Source organism: Skermania piniformis (assembly GCF_019285775.1).
Classification (GTDB): Bacteria; Actinomycetota; Actinomycetes; order Mycobacteriales; family Mycobacteriaceae; genus Skermania; species Skermania pinensis.
Genome location: NZ_CP079105.1, coordinates 46,782 through 59,869 on the forward strand (window position 1 = coordinate 46,782; position 13,088 = coordinate 59,869).

A 13,088-nucleotide genomic window follows, 5' to 3' on the forward strand; every position below is an offset into this window, starting at 1 on the left:
GGTCAGCCGCCCGGTATGCCGGCCTGACCCAGGATCACCGATACCCTGCCGTTCGTGGCGATCTGCGTGCCGAGACTCGGCATCTGGCTGGTCACCCGCTCCCACTTGCTCGGGTCGAGGGTCTGCTGCCGGCTTTGGGTCAAGGCTTCGGCGGTGCCGGTCCAGCCCGCCGCATGCAGCGTGTCGAGCACCTGTTGCAGGGTTTGATTCGACAGGTCCGGCATGGCGATCTTGGCGCCGCTGGACACCCGCACGGTGACCGTGGAGCCCTTCTCGGCTTGTGAGCCGCCCCCGGGACTGGTCGAGACGACTTCACCGGTCGGTCGAGTCGACTCCACCTGCTCGACTTTGACGACGAATCCGGCCCCGTCTTCCAGGTTCGGCCTGGCCACGTCGATGGCCTGGCCGACCACGTTCGGCACCCGGACCTGTTCGGGCCCGCTGCCGAGCGTGATCCGGACCACCGCATCGACGCTGACGCTGGAGCCGGCGGACGGCTCTTGTGCGATCACGTGGTCGAGTTCGGTGTCGGTGGACGGAGCCCGGTCCGCGGTCGGGTCCAGGCGCAGCCGCAGCGCGGTGAGCGCCTGGTTCGCCGCCTGCTGGCTCAGCCCGTCCAGCTTCGGCACCTGCACCATCTCCGGCCCGGTGGATACCTCCAGGTAGATGGTGGTGCCCTGATTGGCTCGGGAGCCACCGAGCGGGCGGGAGGTGATCACCGAGCCGGCCGGCACCTTCGAGTCCGATCGTTGATCGATCTGAACGCGGAAGCCCAGGTCCTGCAGGCTCTGCTGCGCTTCTTGCGATGTCTTGCCGGACAGATCCGGGATGTCGACCTGCTTGGCTCGGGTGTCCGACTGCCATAGGTACGCGCCGATCGCGACGATGGCGACCAGTGCGGCGCCGACCGCCGCGATCCACCGGACGCTCCGGCGCGAGGTGGTCGGCTGGGCCCGCCGGCGACCCCCGCCGCCGGTGCGCACGAGCGGGGCGGGGGCCGGAGCATCGGCGCCGTTCTGCCGGGCGTCGGCGGGCGGGGCGTCGATCGAACCGATGATCGAGGTCCGATCCTCCTCGGTCATCACCGTCGGTGCGGCCGGACGCTGCCCGCCGAGCACCCGGATCAGGTCCGAGCGCATTTCCGCCGCCGACTGGTACCGGTTCGCCGGGTTCTTGCTCATCGCCTTGAGCACGATCGAATCGAGTTCCCGGGGAATGCCGTGCTGTACCTGCGACGGCAGTCGGGGGTCCTCGCGGACGTGCTGATACGCCACCGCGACCGGCGAATCGCCGATGAAGGGTGGCTCCCCGGTGAGGATCTCGAACAACACACAGCCGACCGAGTAGACGTCCGATCGCGCGTCGACCTGCTCACCGCGCGCCTGCTCGGGGGAGAGGTACTGCGCGGTGCCGATCACGGCCGCGGTCTGGGTCATCGGACTGGAACTGTCGGCGATCGCCCGGGCGATGCCGAAGTCCATCACCTTGACCGCGCCGGACAGATTCAGCATCACGTTGGCCGGCTTCATGTCGCGGTGCACGATGCCGTTGCGATGGCTGAAGTCGAGCGCCGCGCACACGTCGGCGATGATCTCCATCGCCCGCCGCGGTGGCAGCGGTCCCTCCCGGCGCACGAGGTCCCGCAGCGTCTCGCCCTCGACGTACTCCATGACGATGTAGGGCAGCGGCCCGGTGTCGGTCTCCGCCTCGCCGGTGTCGTACACCGCCACGATCGACGGGTGGTTCATCGCCGCCGCATTCTGCGCTTCGCGCCGGAAGCGGAGGTAGAACGCCGGATCACGGGCCAGATCGGCGCGCAGCACCTTGATCGCGACGTCCCGGGACAGCCGGACGTCACGTGCCATGTGCACCTCGGACATGCCGCCGAACCCGAGGATCTCCCCGAGCTCGTAGCGGTCCGAGAGGTTCCGCGGCGTGCTCACGGCGGGGTTACCGCCGAGGGAATGCTCGGGACGGTCACGGTCGGCGGAACCGTGACCTCCGGCGCCGTCTCGGTCGCCGGCAACGACGGCAGGCTGGGCAGCGAGGGCACCGTCGGCAGGCTGGGCTCGACCGGCACCGTGGTGGTCACCGGGGCCGACTCGGTGGTCTCGGGCACCGGCGACCGCGTGGTCACCCGGGTGGTGGCCGGGGTCGTCACCGGCGCCTCGGTGGTCGTCGGGATCACCACCTCGGCGGTGGTTTCCACGATCGGCGGCAGCACCGGCGCGACGGTGGTGGTGGCCGGCTCCGACGTCGGCGGGACCGAGGTCGTCGTCGGGGTGTTCGTCGAGTTGTCGCCACCGATCCCGGACAGCAACAGGCCGGCGGACAGCCCCGCAGCGGCGAGCAGCAGGGCGAGCGCGACATACACCAGATTCCGCTGGCCCTTCGACAAACCATGGGCTCGATCGTCGGCGACCGCATGTGCCCCGGTCCGATGGGACCCGTCGGGCGGGTCGGTCGGGTAACCGGCGCCGGTTCGATAGTCCTGATCACCGGATACCGCCCGGGTGACATTGGTCGGCGGCGGTAGCACCCGTTGGGTACCGGTGCCGGCCGCGCCGACCATCCCGGCAACGCCGGTTGCCGCGGTGCCGCGCGGCGCCGGGGGACGACGGCCGGTGCGGATCGCGGCGACCGCATCGGCGAACTCGCCGCCGGTGGCGTACCGGGTCGACGGCTCCTTCGTCATGCCGATCTCGATCAGCTCGCGGACCGGGCCCGGCAGGTCCAGTGGCAACGGTGCCGGCTGGTCGCGGACGTGGGCCATGGCGACGGTGATCGTGCCCTCGCCTTTGAACGGCCGGTTGCCCGACAATGCCTCGTAGCCCACGACGGCGAGCGAGTACACGTCGCTGGCCGAGGTGGCCTCCCGGCCCAGGGCCTGCTCCGGGGCGATGTACTGGGCCGTGCCCATCACCATGCCGGTCTTGGTCACCGGCGATGCGTCGACGGCTTTGGCGATACCGAAATCGGTGATCTTCACCTGACCGGTGGGGGTCACCAGGATGTTGCCCGGTTTCACGTCGCGATGCACCACGCCGGCCGCGTGGGCGGCGTCCAAGGCCCGGCCGGTCTGCTCCAGCATGTCGAGCGCATGCGGTAGGGCCAGCCGGTTCAGCCGATTGAGTACCGAGTTCAGCGGCTCGCCCTGGACCAGCTCCATCACCAGGTAGGCGGTCTCCGCGCCCGATGCGTCGGTGGTCTCGCCGTAGTCGTAGACGTTGGCGATCCCCGGATGGTTCAGCTGTGCGGTGGTGCGCGCTTCGGACCGGAACCGCTCCCGGAAGGTCGGGTCGGTGGAGAACTCGGCTTTGAGCACCTTGACCGCGACGTGCCGGTCCAGCCGGTTGTCGGTGGCCTCCCAGACCTGGCCCATCCCGCCGGTGGCAATCAGCCGGAGCAGCCGGTAGCGATCGGCGATCACGGCGCCGTTGTTCAGCACGAGGGCCACCCCCGGCGCGCTGCGGGTACATCCATGCGCGTCATCTACCCGGCCTGCAATCCTGCGGCGATAACCGCTCGACCGATCGGCGCGGCGACCGATCCACCGGTGGCGGCGAGCGCCCGGTCGCCGCCGTTCTCGACGATGACCGCGATCGCCACCTTCGGATTCTGCGCCGGTGCGAACGCGATGTACCAGGCGTGCGGCGGGGTGTTGCGCGGGTCGGTGCCGTGCTCGGCGGTACCGGTCTTGGATGCGATCTGCACCCCGGGAATCTTGCCTGCTCCGGTGGTGGAGTTCTCCGAACCGACCATCAGATCGGTCAGGGTTGCCGCAACCTGCGCGCTCATCGGCTGGGCGACCGCGGACGGGCTGGTCCGGCTCAGGTTGCTCAGATCCGGCCCCTGTAGCTGCTCGACCAGATGGGGTTCCATCCGGGTGCCGCCGTTGGCGACCGTGGCAGCGACCACCGCATTGTCCAACGGGGTCAGTGCGACGTCGCGTTGCCCGATGCTGGTTTGACCGAGCGCGGCGTCGTCCGGGATCGAGCCGATCGTGCTGTCCGCGACCGGGAGCGGCACCCCGTCGGGATGCGGGCCGATACCGAAGGCGGCAGCCTGGTCCTGCAGCGCCGAGGCACCGGTATCGATGCCGAGCTGGACGAACGCGGTATTGCAGGATCGGGCGAACGCATCGCGCAGGGAGGCGGTCGGGCCGCCGCCGCACGGCGTTCCGTTGTAGTTCTCCAGCCGGGTGGTGGTGCCGGGTAGCTCCACGTTCGGCGCGGCGGTGAGCTGCGTGTCCGGATTGGCCTTACCGGCCGAGAGCGCCGCAGCGGTCACGACGACCTTGAACGTCGATCCCGGCGGATAGGTCTGCGACACCGCTCGGTTGATCATCGGTTTGTTCGGGTCCGCATTCAGTTCCTCCCAGGCTTTGGTGTCCTGGGCACCATCGTGGCCCGAAAGAAGATTCGGATCGTAGCTCGGGGTGGACACCATAGCCAAAATGTTGCCGGTGCTTGGCTCCAGCGCGACCACCGAGCCGGTGTACCCCTTGGCCGTCAGCTGGTCGTAAGCCGTCTGCTGCATCAGCGGATTGATCGTGGTGACCACGTTACCCCCGCGTGGATCTCGGCCGGACACCAGGTCGAAGAAGCGCCGGCCGAACATCCGGTTGTCCGACCCGTTCAGCACCGGGTCCTCGGCGCGTTCCAGGCCGGTGCTGCCGTACTGCATCGAGTAGAAGCCGGTCACCGGGGCATAGGCCAGATTGCTCGTCGGCGACTGTGGGCTGGCGGGGTAGGACCGCAGATACTTGTAGCGGTCGTCGGTCGGCACCGAGACCGCCAGTACCTGCCCGTCCGCCGAGATCTGGCCGCGTTGCCGCGAGTATTCGTCGAGCAGCACGCGGGAGTTCCGGGGGTCGGAGCGCAGGCTGTCCGCCTTGATCACCTGGACGTAGGTGGCGTTCATCAGCAGCGCGACCACCATGAGCATGACGGCGACCGCGACCCGGCGCAGTGGTGTGTTCACGAGGCGGCCGTCTTTCCCGGCGCGGGCTTGCGGCCGCCCGGCACCTTGCGGACCAGTTCCGTGTTGGCCTCCGGGATCGGCGTCACGTCGCGTTTGCGCGTCGGCGCCGGCGCACGCGCGGCGTCGGAGATCCGCACCAGCAGCGCCAGCAACAGGTAGTTGGCCAGCAGCGACGATCCGCCGTAGGAGATGAACGGCGTGGTCAGGCCGGTGAGCGGGATCAGCTTGGTGACCCCGCCGACGACGACGAACACCTGTACCGCGAGGGTGAAGCTCAGGCCGGCTGCCAATAGTTTGCCGAAGCTGTCCCGAACCGCGAGCGCGGTGCGCAGACCGCGCACGGCGAACACCAGATACAGCAACAGCACCGCGGTCAGACCGACCAGGCCGAGTTCTTCGCCGATCGTGGCGACGATGAAGTCGGTCTTGGCGAAGGGCACCTGGGCCGGGCGGCCGCTACCCAGGCCGGTGCCGGCGAGACCGCCGGTGGCCAGACCGAACAGTGACTGCACGATCTGGTAGCCGGTGTCGTTGTAGTCGGCAAACGGGTCCAGCCAGGTCGACACCCGCACCCGGATGTGGCCGAACAGCTGGTAGGCGAAGTAGAAGCCGACCGTCAGCAATGCGCCGCCGATGAGCAGCCAGCCGAGCCGTTCGGTGGCGATGTACAGCATCACCAGGACCGTGCTGAAGATCAGCAGGCTGGTGCCGAAGTCCTTTTCCAGCACGAGGACCCCGATGCAGACGATCCAGACCAGCAGGATCGGGGCGAGGTCGCGGCCGCGGGGGAAGTCCATCCCGAGCAGGTGCCGACCTGCCGTGGTGAACAGGTCGCGTTTGGAGACCAACACCGCCGCGAAAAAGATGATCAGCAGGATCTTCGCGAACTCGCCCGGTTGCACGCTGAATCCGGGCAGTCGAATCCAGATCTTGGCCCCGTTCACCTCGGACAGGCTGCTGGGCAGCAGCGCCGGGATGGCCAGCGCGATCAGACCCAGCAGACCGAGCGTGTATTGGTAGCGGGCGAGGGTGCGATAGTCGCGCAGCCCGATCAGCATGGCCAAGAAGCCGATCAGGGCGCAGGCGGTCCACAACACCTGCTGGTTGGCGTCCGGGGACGGGATCGGCTCGGCGTTGTAGGCGGCGTTCTGCGCCTCGGCCAGATCGAGCCGGTGGATGAGCACCAGGCCCAGACCGTTGAGTACCGCAGCGATCGGCAGCAACAGTGGGTCGGCGTACGGCGCGAATCGGCGTACGGCCATGTGCGCTGCGGCGAACAGCGCCAGATAGGCGGCGCCGTACTTGGCCAGGTCCCAGGTCAGCGCTTGCTCTTGACTCGCCTCGACCAGCACCAGCGCGACGGTGGTGATCACCGCGGCGCCGGCGAGCAGCACCAGCTCCACTCCTCGTTTGGTGGACGGCGGTGGTGGTGGTGGGGCAAACCCGCCGGACGGACCGGAGACGGAGGCCGGTGGACTTTGGATCGACATCAGTTCGACCGCCTGCAGTTCTCCCCGGGCTTCTGTGGCGGCGTGGTGGTGGTCGGTGGCGGCGGTGTCGTGGTGGTCGGCGTGGCGGCGGCCGAGCTCGGCGGCGGCGGGGTCGGCGGCTGACCGGACGGTGCCGCCGGGGTCGTCGTCGGCGTCGATGCCGGCGGCGCGCTGCTGGTCGCGGTGCGTTCGGCGCAGGTCGGAAGCAGGTTGCCCGACACCACCCGGTCCATGTCGTCGCGCGCCTGGTTCTGCGAGCCGGACGGCAGGCCCTGGCGAACCTGTTCCCGAGCGGTGGGTTGCAGGTCGTCGACCTTCAGTTCTCGGCAGGACGAATGCGTCTCGGTCGGCGACACGAGCTCCAGCTTGCCGCTCCGGTCTACGCACCCGAGCCAGGCGACCTGCTGAAACGAATGGCCGAACATCGAGTACGGCACACCGCGCATGATCGCGACCCGATCCTTGTCGGCGCCGACGTAGTAATTGGCCTGGATCAGTCGGTCCCCGACGATGGTCGCCACGACCAGCGCGACCAGCACGCCCACCCCGACCAGGGTCCAGCGCAGCTTGTGGCTGCGCTTGGGCGGCGGGGAGACGTCGACGACGATCCGTTTCGGTTGGGCTCGGGGTGGCCGGAGCGCCGCGGCCCGGCCGGCAGCGGTATCCGGTGCCGGCGCATCCTCTTCGTCCTCGGTGGACGCCGCACCGGCCACGATCGGGTGGCTCTGCCCGTAGTCGAGGTCGATCACGTCGGCTACCACCACGGTCACGTTGTCCGGGCCGCCGCTCCGCAGCGCCAGCTCGATCAGCCGGTCGGCGCAATCGTCCTGACCCTCGGTCTCGCTCATCGTGGTGCGGATGGTCTCGTCGCTGACCACGTCGGACAGGCCGTCCGAGCAGAGCAGATAGCGATCCCCGGCCTTGGCCTCGCGCATGGTGAGGGTCGGCTCGATCTCGTTTCCGGTCAACGCGCGCATGATCAACGACCGCTGTGGGTGCGTGTGCGCCTGCTCGGCGGTGATCCGGCCCTCGTCGACCAACGACTGGACGAAGGTGTCGTCCCGGGTGATCTGGGCGAGCTCGTCGCCCCGGAGGAGGTAGGCGCGGGAATCGCCGATGTGCGCCAATCCGAGCTTCTTGCCGGAGAAGAGCACCGCGGTGAGCGTGGTACCCATGCCGTCCAGCTCCGGCGCCTCTTCGACCTGGTCGGCGATCGCGGCGTTGCCGTCGAAGATCGCGTTCTGCAGCTTGGTGAGCAGGTTGTCGCCCGGCTCGTCGTCGTCCAGCGGTGCCAGCGCGGCGATCACCAGCTGCGATGCGACCTCGCCGGCGGCATGTCCGCCCATGCCGTCGGCCAGTGCCAACAGTCGGGCACCGGCGTAGACGGAATCTTCATTGTTGGAGCGGACGAGGCCGCGATCGCTGCGCGCCGCATAGCGCAGGACGAGCGTCACGAGCGCGGACCCTTCATGAGCGAAGCTCGATGACGGTCTTGCCTACCCGTACCGGCGTGCCCAGCGGAACCCGGACCGCGGTGGTCACCTTGGCCCGATCCAGATAGGTGCCGTTGGTGGAGCCGAGATCTTCGACATACCAGTCGCTACCGCGTGGCGAGAGCCGCGCGTGCCGGGTCGAGGCGTAGTCGTCGGTGAGGACCAGGGTGGAGTCGTCGGCTCGGCCGATCAGCACCGGTTGTTCGCTCAGGGTGATCCGGGTTCCGGCCAGCGCCCCCTGGGTGACCACGAGGTGCCGGGCGCTCTTGGCCGAGCGATTGAACGACGGCAGTACCGCGCCGCCTCGGACCGAGCGGCGCGGCTGGATCCGAATTCCGGAGGCAGCGTAGATATCGCTGCGGAGGGTACGCAGCACCGCCCACACGAACAGCCACAGCAGGATGAGGAACCCGGCGCGGGTCAACTGCAGTATCAAACCCTGCACCGGCGTTCCACCTCCTATCGGTCCAGCGCACACCGGCTTCGCCGATGGTCCAACGGTGGGCCGTCGTCTTGCTGTCAGCATCATATGGCGCAACCGAATTCGACCGAAACGAGGAGTCTGATCAGCGCAGATGCGATAGTCGGATTCCTCGCGGCCAGTTCGGTGACGCCGAGTCTACGGGTTGTTCGCAGGGTGGCGAACTCAGACGATCCGGATCAGGATCTCGGAGTGTCCGGCGCGGATCACGTCGCCGTCGGCGAGTTGCCAGTCCTGCACCGGTGCGCCGTTGACCAGGGTCCCGTTGGTGGAACCGAGGTCGGACAACATCGCGGTGCGGCCGTCCCACCGGACCTCGATGTGGCGCCGCGACACGCCCGTGTCCGGGAGCCGGAAGTGCGCGTCCTGCCCGCGGCCGATGATGTTGCTGCCTTCGCGGAGCTGATAGGTGCGTCCGCTGCCGTCGTCGAGCTGCAGCGTGGCGGTGTATCCGGTGCGGCCGCCGTAGCCCGGATCGTAGTCGGCGGGCGGGTTGTAGCCGCTGGTCGCCGGGCCGTAGTTGGCGTCGTAGCTGCTGCCGCGTCCGGCGGACGGCGCGTAAGCGCCCGGTCCGCCGTACCGAGGGGGGTAGCTGGCGGCTTGGCCAGGCGGCGGATAACTCGGCTCGGCGGCGTACTCGGGCTCGCCGTAGCCGGGTCGGGAGTAGTCCGCACTCGGTGCGGGCGGCTCGTTGCTCCGCCGGTCGTACGGGGATTCGCCGCCGCTGCGGCCGTACGGCCCCGCGTCGTAGCGCGCGGGTTCCGGGCGCTGCGCTTCCGGACGGGGTGGTTCCGGGCGCTGTGCGTCCGGGCGCGGCGATTCCAGGCGCTGGGAGTCCGCCGGCGGGTAGCTCCGCTCCGGGTAGGCGGGAGGTGCCGGCTCCGGGTTTGCCGAGCCGTAGCCACGGTCGTAGCCGTTCTGGTAGCTGCTGTATCGGTGCTCCAGCTCGGCCGGCGGATAACCGTTCGGCTGGTAGGAGCCTGCGACCGGCTCGTCGGAATAGGACCCGTTGCGGTAGTCGGGCTCGTGGCTACGGCGCTGCGGTAGCCGGGGGACCCCTTCGGAACGGGCGGCGCCCCGGTCGTCGTCCGCCGGATCGCGGCTGGGGTCGTAGCCTGAATTTTGAGTCATCGTGCTGCCGGCTCCTGGTTCCGGGTTGGCGGACGGTTCCGGTCGGTATGGTTCGACCGACGGCGGGGACGGCCGGCGGCCGATGTCCGGGTCGACCGTTCCACTCGTCCGAAACTGTCCCGTGTGCAGGGTGGCCGACGCATCGAAGTGAACATTGATCTCACCGCAGGTTTGCCAGCCCTGATCGCGTATGTAGTCTGCCAGGTGCTTCTCGAAAGCGTGAACGGTCAGGTCGTGATCTACCGCAAGCTGAGCATGATCAGCTTCGTTGATCGTAATCATGTAGCTGTTCGGCGCCAGTAGATGCCCGCCATCCAGTTCTCGCACCCCGTCGGCCGCCGCCTGCTGCAGCGCGGCCTCTACCTCCTGTGGCACCACGTGGCCGCCGAACACCCGTGCGAATGCGTCGCCGACTGCACCCTGAAGCCGGCGCTCGAATCGCGAAACGATACCCATGGCGCCTCCCTGTACGACGATCACGTGTCGCCTGCGACTCGCCGACACGCACGGACGCCCGCGTGCACCCGAAACGCACGCCCGAATGCATGATATACACGCCCGCCGTTATGCACACAGGCGCTGGTCAGCTCGAGTTTCTGGCATCCGTCGGGTCGTGATACGGTTCCCGGGTCGCTCGGGCGAGTGGCGGAATGGCAGACGCGCTGGCTTCAGGTGCCAGTGTCCTTCGGGACGTGGGGGTTCAAGTCCCCCTTCGCCCACCGATACGAAGGGGCCTCACGATTATCGTGGGCCCCTTTTGTCGTTTCTCGACTCGCCACCTCTCGGCTCGTGGCGTTCTCGACTCACGGTGGACAATGCCGACGAATTTCGACCGGTGTGGCGAAGATCTCACCGGCGCCTACGCCGCGAAGGGCGTGACATGTGTATCGAACTCCTGATAACATCACGATAACGCTGACCGCAGCTGAGTTATCCTCGCTGCGGTCAGTGCACGTTTACGGCCGATTCTTCCCGGCCTTCCTCGCGCCCCACCGTCGCGCCCGTTCTCGATATCCGGATGTGGGTTGTTTTCGGTGGTCACGGTGCTGCCGACGGTCTGCGCCGGGTGGCGCAACGCCGATTTCCGGCCCGCTTCCGGCGAGCGTGGACCGACGGCCGACCGAAACCGAACCGGCGACGTCGGACCTGCCGCCCGCTCGCTTCGGTATGAACCGTATATCGGGCAAACAGCCGACATATTCGATCGATTCGAACACTCGGCTGCGGTTTCGACAAATTCGATTAATTCCCGCCCCGCGGGAGTTCCCGGGGTCCCTGGCGCTTGGTCAGTTCTCGGGCCCGCTCGGGCTCGACCAGTTCGGCAGGGCGCTCCGAACCGGTCAGCCGCCAGCTGGTGTCGGGCCGGCGGGGCGAGGTCAGCGGTGCGTTGCGACGCGGTGCCGGCTGGGGCGGCGCCGGATCTCGGTAAGCGGCCGGATCGCGGTAGTTTGCTGGATCGCGGTAGTTTGCTGGATCTCGGTAGGGAAGCGCAGGGTCGCCGTGCGGTCCGGCGGGCGTGGGCCGGCCGCCGGACTCGGGCAGGAGGTGCGCGGGGTAGCCGGACTGCTCCGGGTATCCCGGCTGCGCGGAATATCCGGTCGGTGCCGGATAGCCGGGCTCGAGCGGATATGTCGGCGAGACGGGATAGTCCACCGCTGGTGGTGCCGGCTGCGGGCTCTCCTCGGATCGCACCGTGACCTTGTGCGTCCGCTTCAACGAGAACGTGATCTCCTCCACCTCCTCGAACACCTGACGGGCGCTGCGCAGCGGATGTGTCGTGGTGTCGATCATCCGAGCCAGCGCGGCCGGCACCAGCGGTCGCACCCAACGACTCGCTGCGCGGGCCACATCGTCGACCACCGGCGGCAGGAACGGATTGGGTCGCTGCGCCGGAGCCCGGTCCACGTCCGGCGCGGCGGCGCGCGCCGGCGGGTGGGCGGCACCGGGAACTGCCGGCAATCGATCGGGTTGGGGAACCGGCGCCGGAAGTGCGGCGCGCTCGGCTGCGGCGCGACCGGCCGCTTCGACGGCGGCGCGACTGGCAGCCTCGGCGGCGGCGGCGATCGGAAGGTGCATGTCGGGGTCCATCGAGTCCTCGATTGGGAACGAGTCGATCGTGCGCGGATCGATCTGGAGCGGGTCGTAATACGACGATCGGGTGGTGCGTCGACCGGGTGCCGGCCGGATCTCGAACAGCTCTTCGGTCGGCGGATCGTCGTTCGGTGCTGCGGTCAACGCGTTCGGGCGCTCGACCGGTGGGGTTGCCGCAGTCAGCGGCTCTCGGCCGCCGCGCAGGACGGCGGTGGTCGCCCGGAACTGCGCCTCCGCCAGCACGGACGCCGTGTCGGCGGCCAGTTCGGCGCGTTCCTGGGCTTCCTGGGCCGCGACCTGCCGGTCCTGGCTGCTCTCGCCGCGCCAGCTCCGCCACAGCATCGGCAACGCCATCAGCAGGGCGCCCAGGACGATCGTGAGCAGGCGCAGCGCGGCAGCGTCCGGACGTTCCCGGGTGACCGAGTTCAGCGCCAGCCAGTGCGCGCCCAGCCCGCGGTCGGTGTCCGCGGCTGCGGTGCTTCGCGCCTGGTCGACGGCGGTCTGCTGGGCCGCGACCTGCTGGTCCAGGCCGGGCCCGCGCCGATCCCGGGCCGCGAGCGCCGCGGCCAGCTCGGCTTGGGCGTCGGCCAACCGGTCGTTGGCGCTCCGGGTCTCCGGGCCGGTGCCCGGGTCGCCGGTGATTCGGGTTTCCGGACACTCGGCCGACGGGTTGTACTCGCAGCGTGCGGTTACCAGGGCTTGGTCGCGGTAGTCGCGCGCCTGCGTGACGGAGTTGTCCAGGCCGGCCCGCTCCGCGCGCAGTCGGGTGAGCTCGTCGGCGGCGGTCGTCACCGCCGGGCTGGTGTCGGCCGCAAGTTCGGCGCGGGCATCGAGTTCGGTATCGATCGAGCCGGCCAGCAAGCCGATCGCGGCCAGCTCGCCGATCGCGAGACCGACGGCCAGCGCGATGGCGGATCGGGCCGCGCGGTCGCGCCGGTCTCGGGGCGCGTTCGCGGCCAGGGCCCGGGCGATCGCGCCCGCAATCACCCCGACGAGCAGCCCGCACGGCACGGCGACGAACCACGGCCACGACCCGGCGACGAGCGCCGCAGTGGCGGCGAGCCAGCCGACGACGATCACGAGGAGCACCAAGATCCCGGCGACCACGTGGCTCGTCTGCTCGTGCCGCCGCAGCGGTTCGGGGGAGTGCGGCGCCTCGTCCCACCGCCGTGGCCGAAGGGCTGGATCGCCGTCGCCGAGCCAGGAGAGCAGGCCGGTCACCCGTTCGCCGGGCGATGGTGCCGAATGCGCGGTCGACCGGCGTCGACGGTGCGCGCTCGGCGGTCTCGGGGTGCGGTGCGCGCGCATAGGAACTCCAATTTCCTGCTGGATAGCTTCCAGGGTGGCAGGCGATAGCCTGGCGCCCAAGCCTGGCCGGACGAGCCGGCTCGGGTGTGGTCGCGCCGTATCGGGATCGAC

At 69.3% G+C, this 13,088-nt stretch carries 8 protein-coding genes and 1 tRNA gene; 1 reads left to right on the forward strand and 8 read right to left on the reverse strand.

The genetic code is table 11. The annotated features are described in order from the left end of the window. Positions 1-2 precede the first annotated feature (2 nt). The 7 genes from pknB to KV203_RS00270 all read right to left on the reverse strand — a co-directional run bounded on the left by pknB (position 3) and on the right by KV203_RS00270 (position 10,034). Positions 3-1,943 carry a Stk1 family PASTA domain-containing Ser/Thr kinase gene (gene pknB, locus KV203_RS00240; RefSeq protein ID WP_066472121.1) on the reverse strand — a complete coding sequence of 647 codons (1,941 nt, stop codon included), beginning with the start codon at positions 1,941-1,943 and terminating at the stop codon, positions 3-5. After that, entirely contained in the window at positions 1,940-3,448 is a 1,509-nt protein-coding gene (locus KV203_RS00245; protein WP_083530179.1) for a serine/threonine-protein kinase, read from the reverse strand. The genes pknB and KV203_RS00245 overlap by 4 nt, the downstream gene beginning before the upstream one ends. A gap of 44 nt (positions 3,449-3,492) precedes the next feature. Further along, positions 3,493-4,983 carry a peptidoglycan D,D-transpeptidase FtsI family protein gene (locus KV203_RS00250; protein WP_066472113.1) on the reverse strand — a complete coding sequence of 497 codons (1,491 nt, stop codon included), beginning with the start codon at positions 4,981-4,983 and terminating at the stop codon, positions 3,493-3,495. After that, the gene (locus KV203_RS00255) at positions 4,980-6,473 is read right to left on the reverse strand and encodes an FtsW/RodA/SpoVE family cell cycle protein (protein WP_066472110.1); all 1,494 of its coding nucleotides are present in this window, start codon (positions 6,471-6,473) and stop codon (positions 4,980-4,982) included. The genes KV203_RS00250 and KV203_RS00255 overlap by 4 nt, the downstream gene beginning before the upstream one ends. Continuing rightward, positions 6,473-7,927 carry a PP2C family protein-serine/threonine phosphatase gene (locus KV203_RS00260; protein ID WP_066472108.1) on the reverse strand — a complete coding sequence of 485 codons (1,455 nt, stop codon included), beginning with the start codon at positions 7,925-7,927 and terminating at the stop codon, positions 6,473-6,475. The genes KV203_RS00255 and KV203_RS00260 overlap by 1 nt, the downstream gene beginning before the upstream one ends. Positions 7,928-7,940: 13 nt before the next feature. Next, the gene (locus KV203_RS00265; protein WP_066472107.1) at positions 7,941-8,411 is read right to left on the reverse strand and encodes an FHA domain-containing protein FhaB/FipA; all 471 of its coding nucleotides are present in this window, start codon (positions 8,409-8,411) and stop codon (positions 7,941-7,943) included. A gap of 201 nt (positions 8,412-8,612) precedes the next feature. Next, the gene (locus KV203_RS00270; protein ID WP_066472105.1) at positions 8,613-10,034 is read right to left on the reverse strand and encodes an FhaA domain-containing protein; all 1,422 of its coding nucleotides are present in this window, start codon (positions 10,032-10,034) and stop codon (positions 8,613-8,615) included. Between the two features lie 180 nt (positions 10,035-10,214). On the opposite strand from KV203_RS00270, the gene KV203_RS00275 reads away from it, so the two are divergent. Further along, a tRNA-Leu gene (locus KV203_RS00275) sits at positions 10,215-10,297 on the forward strand. Positions 10,298-10,820: 523 nt separating this feature from the next. Here KV203_RS00275 and KV203_RS00280 read toward each other — a convergent pair. Further along, the gene (locus tag KV203_RS00280) at positions 10,821-12,890 is read right to left on the reverse strand and encodes a DUF4407 domain-containing protein (protein WP_066472100.1); all 2,070 of its coding nucleotides are present in this window, start codon (positions 12,888-12,890) and stop codon (positions 10,821-10,823) included. Positions 12,891-13,088: the final 198 nt, after the last annotated feature.